16 protein-coding genes and 1 pseudogene are annotated in these 18854 nt (G+C 39.7%); 13 read left to right on the forward strand and 4 right to left on the reverse strand.

Annotated features, from left to right (window positions below; translation table 11 throughout):
- Positions 1–43 precede the first annotated feature (43 nt).
- On the reverse strand, positions 44–694 hold the full coding sequence (locus tag EP737_RS00390; RefSeq protein WP_129726152.1) for a 2OG-Fe(II) oxygenase: 651 nt from the start codon (positions 692–694) through the stop codon (positions 44–46).
- A gap of 459 nt (positions 695–1153) precedes the next feature.
- Here EP737_RS00390 and EP737_RS00395 point away from each other — a divergent pair, with 459 nt between their 5' ends.
- The 6 genes from EP737_RS00395 to EP737_RS00420 all read left to right on the forward strand — a co-directional run bounded on the left by EP737_RS00395 (position 1154) and on the right by EP737_RS00420 (position 6011).
- Positions 1154–1624, forward strand: coding sequence for a 2-thiouracil desulfurase family protein (locus EP737_RS00395; RefSeq protein ID WP_129725937.1), 471 nt, complete (start codon positions 1154–1156; stop codon positions 1622–1624).
- Positions 1625–1809: 185 nt separating this feature from the next.
- Positions 1810–2151, forward strand: a complete 342-nt coding sequence (locus EP737_RS00400) for a Na-translocating system protein MpsC family protein (RefSeq protein WP_129725939.1) — start codon at positions 1810–1812, stop codon at positions 2149–2151.
- Between the two features lie 172 nt (positions 2152–2323).
- On the forward strand, positions 2324–3628 hold the full coding sequence (locus EP737_RS00405; RefSeq protein ID WP_129725941.1) for a nucleobase:cation symporter-2 family protein: 1305 nt from the start codon (positions 2324–2326) through the stop codon (positions 3626–3628).
- A 29-nt stretch (positions 3629–3657) separates the two neighbouring features.
- Positions 3658–4152 carry a 2-oxo-4-hydroxy-4-carboxy-5-ureidoimidazoline decarboxylase gene (gene uraD / locus EP737_RS00410; protein WP_129725943.1) on the forward strand — a complete coding sequence of 165 codons (495 nt, stop codon included), beginning with the start codon at positions 3658–3660 and terminating at the stop codon, positions 4150–4152.
- A gap of 17 nt (positions 4153–4169) precedes the next feature.
- Complete coding sequence (gene uraH / locus EP737_RS00415; protein ID WP_129725945.1) at positions 4170–4523, forward strand: hydroxyisourate hydrolase; 354 nt, start codon at positions 4170–4172, stop codon at positions 4521–4523.
- A 57-nt stretch (positions 4524–4580) separates the two neighbouring features.
- On the forward strand, positions 4581–6011 hold the full coding sequence (locus EP737_RS00420; RefSeq protein ID WP_129725947.1) for an NAD(P)-binding domain-containing protein: 1431 nt from the start codon (positions 4581–4583) through the stop codon (positions 6009–6011).
- Positions 6012–6331: 320 nt separating this feature from the next.
- On the opposite strand, the gene EP737_RS00425 is transcribed toward EP737_RS00420, so the two are convergent.
- On the reverse strand, positions 6332–7960 hold the full coding sequence (locus EP737_RS00425; protein ID WP_129725949.1) for a PucR family transcriptional regulator: 1629 nt from the start codon (positions 7958–7960) through the stop codon (positions 6332–6334).
- A gap of 212 nt (positions 7961–8172) precedes the next feature.
- On the opposite strand from EP737_RS00425, the gene allC reads away from it, so the two are divergent.
- From allC to EP737_RS00455, 6 genes and pseudogenes are all read left to right on the forward strand, one after another.
- Positions 8173–9420, forward strand: a complete 1248-nt coding sequence (gene allC / locus EP737_RS00430) for an allantoate deiminase (protein ID WP_246040121.1) — start codon at positions 8173–8175, stop codon at positions 9418–9420.
- A gap of 13 nt (positions 9421–9433) precedes the next feature.
- The gene (locus EP737_RS00435) at positions 9434–10675 is read left to right on the forward strand and encodes a pyridoxal-phosphate-dependent aminotransferase family protein (RefSeq protein ID WP_129725953.1); all 1242 of its coding nucleotides are present in this window, start codon (positions 9434–9436) and stop codon (positions 10673–10675) included.
- A 167-nt stretch (positions 10676–10842) separates the two neighbouring features.
- Positions 10843–12192, forward strand: a complete 1350-nt coding sequence (locus EP737_RS00440; RefSeq protein WP_129725955.1) for a uracil/xanthine transporter — start codon at positions 10843–10845, stop codon at positions 12190–12192.
- Between the two features lie 82 nt (positions 12193–12274).
- A complete protein-coding gene (locus EP737_RS00445) occupies positions 12275–13135 on the forward strand; it encodes a fumarylacetoacetate hydrolase family protein (protein WP_129725957.1) in 861 nt (286 codons plus the stop codon).
- Between the two features lie 411 nt (positions 13136–13546).
- A complete protein-coding gene (locus EP737_RS00450; RefSeq protein WP_129725959.1) occupies positions 13547–14923 on the forward strand; it encodes an allantoinase in 1377 nt (458 codons plus the stop codon).
- A gap of 129 nt (positions 14924–15052) precedes the next feature.
- Positions 15053–15242, forward strand: a pseudogene (locus EP737_RS00455) (serine/threonine transporter SstT); the annotation flags it as partial.
- 306 nt (positions 15243–15548) lie between these two features.
- On the opposite strand, the gene EP737_RS00460 reads toward EP737_RS00455, so the two are convergent.
- Positions 15549–16946: an NCS1 family transporter gene (locus tag EP737_RS00460; protein ID WP_129725961.1), complete on the reverse strand. Its 1398-nt coding sequence runs from the start codon at positions 16944–16946 to the stop codon at positions 15549–15551.
- A 710-nt stretch (positions 16947–17656) separates the two neighbouring features.
- Between EP737_RS00460 and EP737_RS25265 the strand changes: the two genes are divergently transcribed.
- The gene (locus EP737_RS25265; RefSeq protein WP_165350629.1) at positions 17657–17800 is read left to right on the forward strand and encodes a hypothetical protein; all 144 of its coding nucleotides are present in this window, start codon (positions 17657–17659) and stop codon (positions 17798–17800) included.
- Between the two features lie 23 nt (positions 17801–17823).
- Here the strand turns inward: EP737_RS25265 and EP737_RS00465 are convergent, their stop codons facing one another.
- Positions 17824–18675 carry a hypothetical protein gene (locus EP737_RS00465; protein ID WP_129725963.1) on the reverse strand — a complete coding sequence of 284 codons (852 nt, stop codon included), beginning with the start codon at positions 18673–18675 and terminating at the stop codon, positions 17824–17826.
- Between the last annotated feature and the right edge of the window lie 179 nt (positions 18676–18854).

Consider the following 18854-nt stretch of genomic DNA (forward strand, 5'->3'; position numbering starts at 1 on the left):
AAGTGCAACTACGCCCCTGTCTTCGCCGGTCGACGGGTTTTCTTTATCGGATTCGTTGCCTTCTCATCCATTGCGTAGCAACCCACTTTTCTCCCTTTATAACCGGTGAACCACCATGTAAAGTTAACTCATTCAGGCTAGAATCGTTGTAGAAGTATTCAAAATAGACGGCCATCCCTTTTTGTGGAGAAACAGAAAACTTTAAATGAGGGAAAACTGTTTCTCCTCCTTTTTCCACATCATCGTTTAAATACATAACTAAACTAGATAGGCGATTGTTCTCCTGCGCATCCGTTGCTGAAAAATAGTCAACATGTGGTTTATACTCTTGTCCAATTTTATACTGAAGAACATGGATACCCTCTGCATGTTCTACTGGTATATTCATAATACTTGCTACTCTCTTTTCAATTCTGGCGATGAGTTCATTTTCAGCATCTTGAAAAAACATGCCTTTACTTGTTCTCATTTCGTCTATCTTTCGTGAAGCACCAATTTTCGAACGCTGCAAACGCTCCTTTGACAGGCGAATTAATTCATCACATTCTTCATCACTTAAAACATTCCCTAAAACTACAATTAACGGTTCCGCTAATCTAGCAATTATGTTAATTTCCCTATCCTCCGTTTGTATCTTGTTGCCAACGTGATTAAAAATCGTTAATTCTTTCATAGTTGATTCTTTAGCATCCATTGTCAACTTGCATCATTCCCCTTAACAGATTTTAAAAAGAAATCCCCTATATAAAAAATTTACGCCCTCTATTATCAAAGTAGAAGAGGCTTTGTTGTATTTCAGAACGTCCTGAACCGTGAGTTCTACAGACTGTCTAGGTATCACAAGCTCGTAACGGACATTATCTATATACGGCTTGGAGATACTTTTATCTGTCTGCTATTTTAGATTTATATATGATTGGTAGCGAGCTTTTATGCTTTTTTCAGGGTAGCGTAAAATCGGATTTAAAATAGGCTAGATTTGCTATAAAAAAATACAATGTTCTATATGATATATATAAGCCCAGCCTCACCGCTTTTTGGGAATCCTTTATTTCCAAGGAAAAAAGCGAAGGTGGCGAATTTGATTTTGACCTAAATTGAGGTGTGAATCTCCGGTAAATAGTTATCCTGCAAATAAGAGGGAGGCAGTTTGATGATTGTTGTAAGTGCTTGTATGGCTGGTTTAGCTGTTCGTTATGATGGGAATTCGGCTCGCGTCGAGGGTATTGCACGATTAGTGCGTGAAGGGAAGGCTGTATTGGTCTGCCCAGAGCAGTTAGGTGGCTTTCCTACGCCTAGGCCTCCAGCAGAAATTCAAAATGGAGATGGCTATGATGTGTTAGATGGAAAAGCGAAGGTGATTAATCAGCAAGGGGAGGATGTAACGGAAGACTTTATTCAAGGCGCCCAACAGGCCTTAGAGGTTGCACAAGCGGCTGGAGCTACGAAAGCGGTGTTAAAAGAAAACAGTCCATCTTGCGGAAGCCATTTCATCTATTCTGGAAAGTTCAATGGTGAGAAGATTAGAGGAGTAGGTGTTACAACAGCCCTTTTTGAGAGAAATGGAATTGAAGTGTTGTCAGAGGATGACCTTGAGGAGCTTCTTCAGGAGTATGAAAAATAACCTTTTGAAATCTTAAACGAACACTCTGTGACAATCGTTCTAGTTCGAAACGGAAGTTTGATATTCTGAAAAAATTAGATTTATATACTAAAAACTATGTTAGATTTTCTTACATAAAGAAAGACGGAGTATGATAATTTTTTATAAGATACATACAAGAATTAGAAAACAGCAGGTGAGTGAGTGTGAGTTCTTCTTTTAAGAAGCAGATGTCACAGTTATATAATGAAGTTAATCAAGAGATTTATAGTACAGGAGTTAATAAGCAAAAAATTGATATTCTAGATAACCGCATTGTCATTTTTGCCCAGACGAGGCGTTCGCCTTTAATTTCAGTGCTGAGTGAAAGGTATCCTGAACTGACTTTATCTGTCGATGGGGCTTTAGCCATGGAATATAAACGTCGATTAAAAGAAAAGTTTGAGGATCAGTTTGGAATAAAGGTTACAACCATCATTAAGGATTATGATTCTGCAAGTGAGCATGCTTGTACGGTAATTTATCTAGAGCAGCCGCTGGGTATTTAATTCATAGTATTATTGTTGGAGAAATTTTGATTTATCATTTTTTCTTCACGGACTTGTTTTAAGGATTTAGGAGCTTAAATTTCGTTATACGTGATTTAGGAGCCGTAGATGTAGAAGGAGACCCCTTCTATTTCTGCGGCTTTTTTTTATAAAACATTCAGGAGGAGTAAACATGAATTCAAAAATATTATCGTTAGGGTTTCAGCATGTCATGGCCATGTATGCCGGAGCGATTCTTGTTCCCTTGCTTGTCGGGAGGGCGCTGCACCTTAATTCTGAGCAATTGGCTTACTTGGTTGCCATTGATTTATTAACATGTGGTATTGCGACCTTGGTGCAGGCGTGGAAAAACAAATATTTCGGGATTGGTCTACCTGTTGTTTTGGGTGCTTCATTTGTTGCTCTGTCACCAATGATTGCGATCGGATCACAATATGGTGTTTCTGCCATTTATGGATCCATTATAGTAGCAGGGCTCTTCATTCTTGTCTGTGCCCGTTATCTTGGAAAACTCGTCAAGTTCTTTCCTCCTGTTGTTACAGGAACCGTCGTCGTGATTATTGGGCTATCGCTAATTCCATCAGGGATTAGAAATATGGCGGGCGGGATGGGAAGTCCAGACTTTGGCAGCTTGAACAATTTGCTATTATCCATGGGTGTTATCGCCTTTATCCTTATCATAAATCGTTTTGTGAAAGGATATGCCCGCTCTCTTTCGGTGCTCTTAGGGATTGTTGCCGGTACAGCAGCTGCGGCAATGATGGGAAAAGTAAATTTTGCTAAGGTGTCAGAAGCTTCGTGGTTTCATATTCCTCAGCCGTTCTATTTTGGAGCTCCATCCTTCGAGGTTGGTCCGATATTGACGATGCTCATTGTAGGGTTAGTTATTATTGTTGAATCAACCGGTGTATTTCTTGCTCTAGGGAAAATTTGCGATCGCTCTATCACAAAAGACGACCTGACCCGAGGCTATCGTGCAGAAGGTTTGGCTATTGTTTTAGGAGGAATCTTTAATGCCTTTCCTTACAACACTTTTGCGCAAAATGTAGGGCTGGTTCAACTATCACGAAATAAATCAACGAACGTTGTGGTGGCAGCAGGCGGCATCCTTGTTTTTCTCGGATTAGTTCCCAAAATTGCGGCTCTTGCTACTGTTATTCCTGCTCCTGTGCTTGGCGGTGCTACCGTTGTGCTGTTTGGGATGGTCGTATCTTCAGGGATTAAAATGCTAAGTTCTGTAGACTACAACAATCAACATAACGCACTCATTATCGCTTGCTCGATTTCGTTAGGTCTAGGGGCCACTGTTGTACCTGAATTGTTCAGTCAATTGCCTTCAGCGCTGCGAATCATCGTCAGCGATGGAGTGATTACCGGAAGTCTAACTGCGATCTGTATGAACCTATTCTTTAACTTCCGGACAGTTTTATCTCCAGCATCCGTCCAGCAGGAGAAAGCTGATGCAGCACATATTTAATGAGAAAAAGATAAAGGGGTTACGATCACATGATTACTATAAATGTTTTAAATGAAATTGCGTTGTCTGAGTTTGTCGAACAGCTAAAGGATATATTCGAGCACTCTCCGTGGATAGTCCAAAGGGCAGGAGAGCTTCGTCCTTTTCGGTCTCGCGAGGATCTTTATGAACGGATGATCAGCGTTGTGAAAACAGCGAGTGACGAAGAAAAACTGGACTTAATTCGGGCCCATCCTCATTTAGGGACACGCAAAACGATGAGTTCATTTTCTCAGAGTGAACAAAAAAATGTTGGCTTGAACCAACTATCAGAAACGGAATATGAGCTTTTGTTGAATATGAATAAAGAGTACGTCCAGCGATTTGGTTTTCCTTTTATTTTAGCTGTTCGCGGAAAAAACAAAGATGAAATGTTTCAAGCGATGCAGAATCGATTGAAACATTCAAAGGAACAAGAATTTAACCAAGCTTTATCAGAAATCTATCAAATTGTTCGATTTAGAATAGAAGATCAAATTATGTAACTGAGGGTGGTAATCAGATGAAGGGACTTACTACACATATATTGGATTTAACACATGGGCATCCTGCTTCAGAGGTAGCTATCGAGCTTTACCGTTGGGAAGGATCAACTAGGCGTTTGTTAAACACCGCAACAACTAATGCGGATGGCCGATTAGACGAGCCGCTCCTCACTCTTGATCGGATGCAATCAGGGGAGTATGAACTTTTGTTTTATATCGGAGATTACTTCAGGAAAAAGGGACTGCAACTATCCGATCCTGCCTTTCTTGATAAGATAGCAGTGCGAGTTGGGATCAGTAACTCGGCATCACATTATCATGTCCCATTGCTTGTATCGCCATGGGGCTATCAGATCTATCGGGGAAGCTAGCATTTTTAATAGTTTGTTTGGCTAATAATCAGTAATATGTTGAGAGGGATGAAAAGTATGAGTCTAGAAGCTTTAAATAAACAAGTAAAAATGGATCTTTCCTATCTTGCATTCGGCAGGGAAGATTGGGTTCATCCGACCCAGCATTCTGAGGGTCACGTGTATGATGTGGTCATTGTCGGTGGCGGCCAATCTGGTTTAGGTACAGCTTTTGGTCTTCTGCGTGAACGAATATCTAATATTCTTATTATTGATGAAAATCGTGAAGGCTATGAAGGGCCATGGGTAACCTATGCCCGTATGGCGACGCTGCGTACACCGAAGCATTTGACTTCTATTGACCTTGGGGTTCCTTCTCTGACTTTTCGTTCCTGGTGGGAAGCGCAATTTGGAGAAAAGGGTTGGGAGGCTGTAGATAAAATCCCGCGAGGTGATTGGATGAACTATCTGCGCTGGTATCGGAAGGTTCTCAATCTGCCCGTTGTTAACGAAGTAAAGTTGAAGCTTATTGAGCCTATCGAAGAAGGGCTTCACCGACTGCATATTGAAGGGGCGGGAGCAACGTCCAGTGTAGTATTGGCACGCAAGGTCATTTTGGCTACTGGTATTCAGGGCGGTGGTGAATGGCATGTACCGCCGATGATTTCTGAAAAATTACCTCGTCATCTTTATGCCCACACTTCTGAAGCTATTGATTTTAAGGCGCTGAAGGGCAAGAAGATTGCTATTTTAGGTGGCGGTGCCTCAGCCTTTGATAATGCCAATTTCGCATTATCAGAAGGTGTGGCTGAGGCGCATGTGTTCGTTCGCCGCAAGGAGCTGCCGCGCATTAATCCAATTCGCCAGATGGAGGGTTCAGGCCTCATTGAACGTTTCCCCGCCCTTCCTGATGCTGATAAATATGCCGTTATCGCTCATTTCTTTAAGCATAATCAGCCCCCTACGAATGATACCTTTGCACGCGCAGCTTCATGGCCTGGCTTTAATCTGCACTTAGGTGCGCCATGGCTTAAAGTCGATACAAAAGGTGAAGGCACAGTGGTGACTACGCCTCAGGGGGAATTTACTTTTGATTTTCTAATCATTAGCACTGGTCTTGTCACCGATCCAGCCTTGCGTCCGGAGCTGAAGCTTTTCGAAAGCGATATTGCTCGCTGGGGCGATCGTTATCAGGCGCCAGCGGAAATCGCTAATCAGATGCTTGATGCGCATCCTTATCTCAGCCCCGGCTTTGCTTTCACAAGCCGCGATGAGAAGGGTAAAAAGCGTCTGCATGGGCTGTTTGCTTTTAATTATTCAGCCTTAATTAGCTGCGGTATCTCGGCCTCTGCACTTTCAGGTATGAGATATGGGATACCTAAGCTTGTGTCAGCGGTGGCAGATCAGCTTTTCCTCGATGATCGCGAAGACATTCTGGGAAACTTCTTTGCTTATAGTGAGACTGAATTTGTTGGTGAATGGACAAAAAGGAATGTGATTGAAGCTTAGCCGGCATACGTTCAATAATCACATACGGATGAGGAGCCAACGCGCAGTTTACACGGGACTAAGACGTTGTTTGAAGGTACAATTACCGGAATTTATATGAATATATCTAAATATTACTTGGAATAAGCAGGCGGGTTTAATTTCTCGCCTGCTTATTCTGTACCACTGTATGAAAGTATAAATTTCCAGATATCAGCGAATTCGACGTAGCAGGAAATGTTAGGAATACAGTGTAAGTGCAACTACGCCTCTGTCTTCGCCCAAGGGCAGGGCTCGCCAATCGGCGAGTTTTCTTTATATTTAACACCATTGCTGCCGGATCAAGAAAGCTGGTTGTTCCCCTGGATTAAAGCTTTAATTCTAAAAGCGAGCCGCAATCGTAGCGTTTCATCTGCATCTTTTACACTTCTTCCAATGATTTCTTCGCATTTTTCCAGACGATAAATGACAGTATTGCGGTGTACATATAACCGTTTTGCTGTTTCTGCTAACTCACAATGTGTTTCTAAATAAACAGATAAAGTCTGAAGCAGTAATTCATGATCCTTTTTTGGGTCATTGGCAAATGCTTGGAAGGTGTCTGTATAAAACTTTTTTAACGGATCATAAGGAACCAGTCGTAAGATTTCCGGAACTCCCTTAGGCTGATACATTTCAATGAATTTTTTTCTTCCTGACATACTGCCATAATATAAGGTATCTGTCGCTTCCTTATAGGAGATAGGAATATGAAGGAATTGCTGTGCATAATTACTAATGCCAAAGGAAATATCCTCTTGGAAGTGGGCTGCAATTTTAGTTTGTATGACCTTTAAAAGCGAAAGGAACGATTGTTCAATGTCCTTCCAGCTATCTTTTATTTGCATAAGTAAGATGTATGAATGATCAAGTGTAAAAAGGTGAATTTTTTGATGGAACAGCTGTAATTCTGACTCGATTGTATCGTAAATCAATTCTTGCTCCGATTGATATTGTATAAACGAAATATGCTTCTCCTTGTTATCTAACCTACCTACTGCACAAACATACCGTTGTTCATTTACTAACCCAAACTCTCTTCCGCGGCTAATTACTTCCTCGTTTGTAGAAAATGAACCATTAATGAAATTTGTAAAAAACTCATTTTGGAGACGTCTTGTATTTTGTTTTAATGCATTTTCTTTCATTAATTCAAATGCAATGACGTTTGTCGCTTGCTCAACAGTTAAGATAGTTGAACGGTTTGATAAAGGGATAAATCCTAATACACATAGGTAGCTGGACTGTCTATGTGTGTGAACAGGAAAAAGTGTGATTGTCTCTCGATCCCTAGTTAAGGAGAAGGTAGACATTGTTGTTTTTGAAAGCTGAAAATGATGTTCGCTTGTGAGTAATGTCTCCAATTGCTTAAAGAGAGAAGTATCATAATTATCATTGGCAGTTGCACGAAAATGATGATCTAGCAGTATAACAGGTAAGCGAATAAGCGAAGACAAACTTTCAAGGATTTTATGTACACCCTGTCCGCTGATAATAAGCTGACTAAATTGTTGATGGGCTTGCATTGCGTTATGCAGCTCATTTGTCCGAATATCAAGAATATAACTCAAGGATTTATTGATAATATCTCCCAGTGAAGTCTGGAGAGGAAGTTCTAAGAGTGGAAATTGCAGTTCATTTGCAAATGAAATAGCCGCTTCAGGTATTTCATTTAAAAAGCGCTTTGTTTTAATTCCTAACCCTGAACAGCCTTGTTTCTCCATCTCTTTAATCAGCTGTAATAATGAATCAAGATCATCTTTGAAATGAAAGGCTGTTGTTACGAGTAATTCATTTTTCTTTAGAAAATGAATGATATCGGGGGCATCCATCATGTTTACCGTATTCACTTCACGTTCAGTTCCTTGTTTTCCGGCCAGCAGGGCGGTTCCTTTAAAGATAGGAAGAGACAATAGTTCACTTAATTTCATTCTATGTTTTTCTCCTTTGTAGAATATGTTTAAGTGTATCATATTTTAATTAGAACTTTAGTTAATATAAACAAAAAAATGATGGAATGTTCTACATTTCTGTAAATGCTTTTGCTCATTATTTATTTTACAATTAGTTTAGATTTTCTGACATGTTAATATATGTAACAATTCATGATAGAAAAAGAGTTTTGAGAATAGGGGGGATTAGGTTGGGTATAGGTGAAAAGAAGCCACTCGCCTTATTCACACAAATCGAAGAGATGGTAGAGTGGTTAGCTTCCTTCGGAAAAAGTCAAAGCAATGGAGTTACACGCCAACTATATTCAAAAGAATGGCAGGCTGCCCAACAAGCAGTTGAAAAACGGATGGAAGAAGCGGGACTTCGTGCATACTATGACGATGTTGGGAATTTATTCGGCAGATTAGCTGGAAGACAAGAAAATGCCTCTACTATTTTGACAGGATCTCATATTGATACTGTTATAGATGGAGGGAAGTATGACGGAGCCTACGGGATCATTGCTAGTTTAATCGCTGTAGAATATTTATATAAGCATTACGGATTGCCCCGAAAAAATATAGAGGTCGTTTCTTTATGTGAAGAAGAGGGGAGCCGTTTCCCGATGACATATTGGGGTTCGGGAAGTATCGCCGGGATCAAATCGTTTGCAGATATTCAAGATTTGAAGGATGCAAACGGAATGCCTTTTGTGGAGGCTATGCGGCAAGCAGGGTTTGGCCAAGGGAAATACCCACAGCCAAGGCGAGATGATTTGGATTGTTTTATTGAACTGCATATAGAACAAGGAGAGGTATTAGAACGAGAAGGAAAATCCATTGGAGTTGTTAGTCATATTGTCGGACAGAGGAGATATAATGTCACAGTGATTGGAGAAAGCAACCATGCTGGTACAACACCAATGGGGTGGCGTAAAGACGCGATGCATACGGCAGCTGAACTGATTCAGGTACTCATGCAAAGAGCGAAGGAAACATCTCCTGAGCTTGTTACTACAGTAGGTCAAATGTCTGTAGAACCCAATATATCAAATGTTATTCCAAGAAAGGTAACATTTAGTATGGATATTCGTCATAGTGATGAACAGGTTCTGTTTGAATTTTGTGAAGCTGTATGTAAAGAATTTAAATTGATTACAAGCAAGCATCACACTGAATTCAGTATTTACAATTGGATGAATGAAAAGCCAGTGAAAATGTGTGAAAGGTTAAACAAAATTTCAGAGTCCATTTTAGGGAGAGAAGGAATACCGTTTAAGAAAATGACAAGCGGTGCTGGTCATGACTCCCAAGTGTTTGGACAGTTCTGTCCAACCTCTTTATTGTTTGTACCAAGTCATAAAGGAATTAGTCATTCGCCATATGAGTTTACAAGGACAGAAGATTTAGAGAAAGGTATTCAATTATTAATAAAGGTTTTATATGAGCTAGCGTACTAGGGAGGGAAAAGGAATGAAAGCTTTTCAAGAAATAAATTCACCATTACGAACAATTATGACTCCGGGACCTGTGGAGGTCGATCCAAGAGTGTTGCGTGCGATGAGTACTCCAATCCTTGGACAGTTTGACCCGGCTTTTACGCAAATGATGAATGAAACGATGGAGATGCTTCGTCAAGTGTTTCAAACAAAAAACCAATGGGCGTTTCCAATTGACGGAACATCTCGAGCTGGTCTCGAAGCTGTATTATGCAGCGTAATAGAGCCAGGGGATAAAGTGTTGATTCCTATCTTTGGTAGATTTGGATATTTATTAACAGAAATTGCTGAGCGCAATGGGGCAGAAATCCACACTATCGAATGTAAGTGGGGAGAAGTATTTGATCAAGAGGAAATCATTAATGAAATTAAAAGGGTAAAACCAAAAGTGCTTGCGATTGTCCATGGTGAAACATCAACTGGCTGTATGCAGCCACTGGACAAGATTGGGCCTGCTTGTCGGGAACTTGATGTATTATGTGTTGTCGATGCGGTCGCAACGATTGGCGGAACAGAAGTAAAGGTAGACGAATGGCAGCTCGATGCGGTGATCGGGGGAACGCAAAAATGCCTGTCTGTTCCCTCTGGTATGGCTCCTATCACGTACAATGACCGTGTGGAGCGAGTGCTTTCTGCTAGAAAGAAAGTGGAAAGAGGTGTTGCGCAGGAACAGGACAGAAGAAGTGTTCAACAGCCAATTCGCAGTAATTACTTTGATTTAAGCCAATTGCAGGACTACTGGGGACCAAGAAGATTAAATCATCACACAGAAGCGACCTCAATGCTTTACGCATTACGGGAAGGAGTGCGGATTGTTTTACAAGAGGGGCTGGAGGAACGATTTGACAGACATCGTTTGCACGAGAAGGCACTTATAGAAGGCATTAAAGCTATGGGCTTGAAATTATTTAATGATATATCTTGGAAGCTGCCAATGGTCACATGTGTTACAATTCCAGACGGCGTTGATGGAGAGTCAGTGAGAACGATGCTGCTCGAGCAGTTTGGCATAGAGATTGCCAGCTCATTTGGTCCGCTTCACGGGAAAATCTGGAGAATTGGAACGATGGGATATAGCTGCCGGAAAGAAAATATTTTATTTGTTTTGGCCGCTCTTGAGGCTGTACTGATTCGTCATAATGCATCCATTCAAATTGGAGAAGGCGTACAAGCGGCGCTGAATGTATATGAATTGCCGAATCTAGCAGTCAAGTAAAAATAAAAGTAATTGGTTTTAAATTTAAAATTGCAAAAAGATTCCGGCGGCATCCGGGATCTTTTTGCACAGAATGAACACACCCTTTTCTTCGCAATGACTTGGAAGCGATTTGAAGGCGGTTATTTTTTATATTTTTCCAAGGGTATAGTATAGAAGGTGAACTTATGAAAACGTTATTTAAAATGGAACATTGGCTTGCCGGGTTACAATGGCTGTTTTTTCTTTTCACCAATACAGTTGTAATTCCTATTACTGTAGGAGCCGCTTTTCAGCTTCCGCAAGGCAAAATTATCGCTCTCATTCAATTCTCGTTCTTTTTTACGGGGGTAGCTTGTATGTTACAAGCAGTTTTGGGACATAAACGAGCCGTGATGGAGGGACAATCCGGATTGTGGTGGGGAGTCATTTTAAGTCTTTGTTACACAGCACCTTCTCAAGGCTTGTCATTAACTGCTCTTGGGGGAAGTTTGGCTGTTGGCATTATGATTTCTGGGCTCATCACGATGCTTATCGGACTGAGCGGCCTTTCACAGCACATTTCGAAGCTGTTTACCCCTGGTGTAATGGCTGTATTTATGTTTCTGCTAGGATGCAGATTAAATATAATCTTTCTCAAGGGAATGTTAGGGATTCCTTTTGGGACTCACTCAGAATCAGCACATATTGATTTGTCCCTGTTCTTGCTATCCAGTGCTGTTGTCATTGCTGTTATTGTGTTCAGCGTTAAAGCACCTCCTGTATTGAGCAGATATTCATTGTTAATCGGAATCATTGTGGGATGGATCTTGTTTGATTTGTTGTTTAATAACAAGGAAGGCATCGATATTGCCGGAGAAATAAGCATTGAGTTATTTCCTCTTGGTGCGCCTAGTCTGGATATAGGGGTTATCGTTATAGCCATTGCTGCGGGTCTCATTAACACGTCCAATACTTTTGGAGCGCTAAAGGGTACCGATGAGATTTATAAAACAACGTCGACTGCAAAGCAATATGGAAGGTCATTTACGATCAGCGGGTTATTCGCCATTATTGCGGGATTATTTGGGATGGTTCCTTATGCTCCGTATGTATCCTCCATTGGTTTTCTGAACCAAACTAAAATTTCGGAGAGACTCCCTTTTATCATTGGCGGTGGAATGTTTATGCTAATGGGACTAATTCCGGCTATCGCGGGGGTAATGGCAAGGCTTCCTTTAAGTGTTGGAAGTGCAGTTTTATTTGTTACCTATCTACGCTTGCTGCATACATCACTTCAGTATTTTGCACAAATTCACTTAAGTACGGACAATATTTACCGTTTGGCGGCTCCGTTATTTATTGGAATTATTTTTATGTCATTTCCTTTATCTTATTTCGAAACCGTTCCTAGTGTTTTGCGACCGTTATTCAGTAATGGGTTATTAGTCGGGATTTTATTATCTCTTTTGCTAGAAAATATTCGTTTTAAATCGTTAGGTACAAGAAAAAATCAAGATCGCATGAAAGAGCTTGTTCAAGAAGGGAAGTCAATTTGAAATCACTGAAACATCGTTAAGAGGAAGCGTTATAAAAATATCGGACAAATCATATTTTACGATTCGGATAAGGAGAATGGATATGAAGCTAGCAACAGTGAAAGTAAATGGTGAAGAAACTGCTGCAATCATTTCTGATAATCAGACGATTTTGATGCAAACAATCAATGAGCTGGAGAGTAAAGATTGGAGCACGGATCTTTTTCAGATTTTACAGAAAGAGCAATTAACGGAAATAAATCTTTGGTACAAGGAAGAGGGACAAAAGAAATTGCGTCATTTTCCTCATATTTCGGATGAAAACATAAGTTATGCACCGCTTTATCGCATCCCTAGAAAAATACTAGGTGTAGGCATGAACTATCTGGAAAAAGCAATTGAGTTATCAGGTAAACCACCTGAGGAAGAACCAGTTATTTTTATGAAGCCAGATACTAGTCTGATTGGTCCTGAAGAGGTTATTAAACTGCCTTCTCAGTTCGGTAAAGTAACAGCCGAGGCAGAACTTGGGATTATTATTGGGAAAACATGCAAAAATGTGAAAGAACAGGATGCCTACAGCGTTGTAGCTGGTTTTACTACCACTTTAGATATGACTGCAAAGGATATTCATGCAAAGAATCCCCGCTATTTGCAGCGATCAAAAAGCTTTGATACTTTCTTCAGTTTTGGGCCATATTTCATAACTGCTGATGAGTTTCCTGAGATAAAGGATCTTACTGTAGAAACGGTTTTAAATGGAGAAGTGCACCATCATAACGTTGTTGCAAATATGATTTATCCGCCAGAGTGGATTGTGTCGTTTTTCTCTCACATTATGACATTATATCCAGGTGATATTATTATGACTGGTACACCTGGGTCTGTGGTGATTCGCGACGGGGATGTTGTTGAGTGTCACATTGATAGATTCAAATCCTTGCAAAACCCTGTTTCAGTATAGGGCGGAAGATATACAGTATCGAGGACAAACCAAGCGTTTTTTAAATGCTTGGTTTGTTTGCTTGCACTTTAAGAAGGTGTAATTTTTGCCTAGTTTTTTGATTTCATATTTGTTATGCACCCTTAATGTCAGATAATATAACAATTTTCATGTTTTTTAGTTAAAAGGTACAATGGAAAAATAAAAAATTCACATTTCGTCTAATGAAATAACAGAATAGAAGCGATAAAATATAAAATATAAGTAATGTTTTATTACGTAAATAAGTAATTTTATATAACATTCAGTTTTAAGGGAATCGAAAAGAAGTAGAAATCTAGTCCGGTTTTAGACTGAAAATGTATGTTGTGATTGGAATGTGCAAAAATGATTTTCATTAAAATATAATCTTATTGATAAGGAGAAATGTGCATGGAACATTTAGATGTAATTATTATAAATGGAAAGGCAGTTCTTCCTGCAGGTGTAGTGGAAACTGATATTGGCATTAAGGATGGGAAAATTGCTGTTATTAAAAAGGGGATACAGAATGAAGCGGATTTCATATGGGATGCCGAGGGCCAATATATTTTTCCGGGTATGATTGATGTGCATGTTCATTTTAGTGAACCAGGTAGAGAACATTGGGAAGGGTTCCATACAGGTTCCATGATGATGGCGGCAGGAGGGTGCACAACCTATTTTGATATGCCATTAAATGGGATTCCTTCAACAGTGAATCAAGCTGCCCTTTATGAAAAAGCAAGGTTAGGGAATGAAAAGTCTTTTGTTGATTTTAGCTTATGGGGCGGGCTTGTACCCGGAAATGAAAAGGATCTAGAGGCTCTTGCTGAATCGGGTGTGATCGGCTTTAAAGCATTTCTCTCTACAACAGGGAATAAGGAGTTTGAAGCGGTTGATGATATATCCTTGCTTAATGGGATGAAAATGATCGCTAAGCTCAACAAGGTGTTAGCTCTTCATTCAGAGAGTGCCGCTATTACAAATTGGTTAAAAGAAGAGAAGGAAAAGGAAGGAAAATGCAGCGCGGATGATTATTTAGAAACACGTCCGATTATCGCCGAAGTCGAGGCAGTAGAACGCGCCATTTACTATGCAGAGATTACGGGCTGCCCGCTTCATTTTGTGCACATTAGCTCAGCTAAGGCGATAGAAAAAATTGAACAAGCGAAGCAAAAAGGAATGAATATAACGGTTGAAACTTGTCCGCATTATTTATTATTTAACCATGAGCATTTAAGAGAATTAGGTACGATCGCTAAGTGTGCTCCGCCGCTGCGCGAACAAGAGGAGCAACAAAAATTAATTGCCCTATTAATTGATAATAAATTTGATATGATTTCTTCGGATCATTCTCCGTGTCCGTATGACTTAAAGGATCCTAATGTTTATAACTTATTCCAAGCTTGGGGTGGAATTAGCGGCGGGCAATTCTCATTGCTTTCGATGATTGAGCTTGCTTTACAGTATAATATTCCATTTGAAACAGTAGCGAAGTGGACCGCATCAGCACCCGCTGAGAGATTTGGGCTTTCAGATCGAAAGGGCAAAATTGCTGAAGGGGCAGACGCTGATTTGGCGATTATTACCTTAGAGGAATCTCATTTCGTTACGGAAGAAAACTATTATGCCAAGCATAAACAAAGCTTGTATATAGGCCATACTTTTCCGTGCAAAGTTGTTGGGACTTTTGTCAGAGGAAATGCAGTATTCAAGGATGGAAGGCTAGCAGCTCAAACTCCTGTTGGTGGCTGGCTGAAGCCTGAGGGGTGTACAGTTGTTAAATAAGCTTGCGTGTTGATAGTAAAGTGTAAAAACCTTTCTCTGAATATGGTTGGAGAAAGGTTTTTTGCATGCCGATCAGCTTCTTGTAAATAGAGGAAAGAGCTTTGTATGTGTTGTCACACTGCTGTTTCTCCTTTAGCATGCAGCTTATTTGGAATCCTAGCTGATATTGCTATGCAGGTAGTTTGGGTAGGGGTAGGTGTTTTTATAAGACTCTTTTGAAACGGCACTTAACTCATTAACGGACGTACTTTTCAAAGCGGCGGCTGAATTTAAGGAGTGGCATAAAGAAGGAAGAAAAGTAGATATCCACTCAGCATAAAGAAAAGATCTGATATTGTCTTTACCAAGTGGGTGATAGTGATATCAAGTAGCCTGATGACGGTATTCAACCAGAGTCGAAAAGAAAACCTTAGGCTTAGCCTAAGGTTCCAAAAGTTTTTTCGGCATGTATTAAAAAACTCTTCCATCAGAGGGATTTTTATGTCAAAGGAAACTAGTAGTCTAGCGTATACGACTTGGAATTGTAAGTATTACATTGTATTTGTACCTAGACATTAAGGCTGTATTGAAGGCGGTGACGAAAAAGCATCTGCTTCTGTAGGGGGATTGCATCAACGGGTTGCGATTAATTCTCGAAGATTGTCCCCTTTTTAAATTTTGAATTTTGAAATGCAAACTTTGTTAGAAGAATATATGCAATACCTGCCACTGCAACACCTATAATCCATCCTAGCTCCACCTTTATAAAGGCGGCGCCGGCACCGATGAGCATCGCGAGCAGCGCGCATGGGTTATATCCGGCAAATAGACCATTTTCCTTATACAAATCTGCAATATTTACTTTTTGTTTTCTTAATATGTAATATTCCACTAGTAAAATAGAAACAATTGGACCTAAAAATGCGGAATATACAAGAATGAACATGCCAAGACCTTTTGCTGAAGAATCCTGTACAAGCACCCAAGGGAATGAGCAAAGTGCCAGCAGTCCTGTTATGGTAACGGCAGGTTTATATTTCATTTTTGTAAGCAAAGTAATAACATAGGCTGGCGGAATGATATTGGCAACCATATTTACCGCAATCGCACCTATAACAATAAATGCGGATACGCCTACTGTGATATAAGGATTATCTACCACTATTGCAAATGCCTTTACTGGATTGGAAATGCCGGTTGCTGAAGCAAGCATCGCGCCAATTGTAAGGACGAAGCCGTATGCGATTAAAATCGGCGAGAAGTATAAAAAGCCGCGTTTTACATCGCTAATGCCAGATTTGAGCTCTCTTGAATAGTCAGCTGCGCTTAAAAAGATGGCTGCATAGTTTCCTAAGAACATCATGATGAATGAAAAGAATGGTAAGCCCCATGATCCTTCTGTATGAACCCATTTTTCCGTAATGACATCGCTGTAAGATGTTAAAAGAATACCAAATACATAGATCAGTGCTAGCATAATAACAGTAGAAGCAAGAACTTCCACCCATTTGATGGCATGAAAGCCGTATAGCGAAAGTGCGATTTGCACCACCTGAATTATGGCAAAGCAAATAGCAACATTATCAAAGGTGCCACCTGTAATTACCTTTACGATTTCATTTAAGGCAGTGCCGCCAATCCAGCTTTGAAAGCCGTACCAAATTACGGCCGGAAAGCCGCGTAAAATTGATGATATGATAGAGCCTTTCATCCCGAATGACATTCTGAGCTGTACAACATATGGTATTCCGGTTCTATATCCAACCCGGTCGTTTAAAGAAAATAACGTTGAAATGATACCGATTGCTATAGCAGCTGCGATAAATGTCTGAAAGATGTTCAATGTTGCAGTTCCTGCTACAAACAAACTAGCTCCAAGTGTCATGTTACCTAAATTAACACCGTCCCCAATCCACATAAACATATAGGATATCGGGCCTACTGACCTGCTCTCTTTCGTTTTTGGCTGTAATGATTGATCCACACCTACAGTATAGTGAACCTGAGTCTCTTCCATAACTTGATTTGCTAAATTCGTAGACATTGTGCATCTAACCCCTTTTTATTAATGGTAAAATAACAGGGACATATACTAAACAATGTATCCCTGAGTGTATAAACAGTAGCGTATGTAACTATTAACATTGAGCTCATGCGATGCTTTTGCTGTACCAATCTCCCTCTGATTCTAGAAAATAAGTTTTTTGAATGACTGCCAATAATAAATATGAAACATTTTGTAACAATCGATCGTTCGTGTTATATAATGCATCTTTTTGTGTAATGAAACTTAACATAAATTTAGTTTATAGGATGTTTCTTTAAGAGTCATTGGAAGAAATGTGAATTTTTTGAGTTTTTATTTGTACTTTCTAACTAAAAGTATATAAGCATCAAAGTGGAATGTTTCTCCTAGCATCGTTTTAGGAAGGAAAAAGTCGAGTGTTTTCGTGGAAATGCGTCACTGTCTTTATAGTTAAGAAGCAATTTATAGTAGTTGATGAAAAGTAATTTTATATAATGTTACTTAAGTGAAAAGACTAGGCTCCTTGTATTGTAAGGAGTAGTGTTATTTTAGGAGGTTCCTTCTTAAAGGAGATCTGTATGTGGTTTCCATCTCAGTAAAGTTCAAGATTTGTGCCAGGGATTAAAAAATGTTAGAAATTCTTACAAAAAGAAGGATTTTTTTCACAATGCTTATCAAAAAAATAGCTAAGAAGAATACTTGCTTAAGCAATATGAAAAGAGGAATCAATGGGGGAGCAGCAAGGGATGGCTATGGCTATTTGCCATCCTGATTGTCCGAGGACAGTAGAGAAGGTTGCTCGCCTTGTACATCACCAAATAAACTCAGCTGGTAATACGCGTTTTGTTTATCGAGTAGATCAGAAGCTGTAATGCCAATAAGACGTATGAGGAATTTAAGATGGTACATAGATAGGGTAAAAAGTTCTTATACTTCTCCCGTCACGGCTTCTAGATAGCTCAAGTTTATAATGTACCCCATTGATTACAGCATCCTCAGCAGCAGATTCTTGAGAGGCAGCTCGTACAGCTCCTAATGCTAAAATACCCTCAGCACTTACGCCAACAAAAAAGCCGCAGTTCTTTTTAATCAATTTAACGAAACGATTTTTTTGATAATCAAAGGCCTTTAAGTGATATCCAACTGTAATGACATCCAGTGTATTGCAAATTTGTTCAGAGGGAACTGAACAATTCATTACAATTTGATCTTGACGATGTTCATTTATGTCTGCGTTATCTTCAAGCCAATACTTGTACCAAAAATGATGTCCTACGAGCCTTTTACTTTGCTGTTCCCCAATAAATACATGCTCGAATCCTGATAAATCTTTCCCGTTCTCTGAATTGAATTGTCGGAACCATAAGTCATGTAAATATGTATACCATTGTAATTCGCTAAATTTCCGATTGGATTTTTCCTCAATAAATTGCTTTGCTATTCTACTAGGAAAAGATTGAATGGCCATTTTTAAAAAGTCTTCCACTTCTACTAATTCGTTTATTGTGTTTTTCTCTTTGTTTTTTTGATTTAATGCATAGTTATTAAAAAGCTTTTCTACTAATTGATAGCTGCTTCTTTTTTCTTCAGGTATATACACTTCCTTTAGAATATGGTGTTCTGGACGGCAATTTTTTGTATTCACAACAACGTATCCTCGGGATTTATCTTTATCCTCACTGCTTGAAATCGGTCTTATCCCGTTGCCTTCCATATCTGCATCCCAAATGGCCTGATAAATATTCATATCGATCCCTCCCTAAGCATATAGTCGGGCGAATAGTAGATAGAACATGGTTAATATAATTTACTAAACCTACGCCTTATATTCTTATTTCAAAATATGAAAACTAACTTCCTTGTGATTTTTTCAAAATTTGCAGATGATTCAACCTATTGACAAATGAATTGGAGCAGGCTGCTCAG

The organism is Ectobacillus funiculus, assembly GCF_004138295.1.
Lineage (GTDB): Bacteria > Bacillota > Bacilli > Bacillales > Bacillaceae_G > Ectobacillus > Ectobacillus funiculus.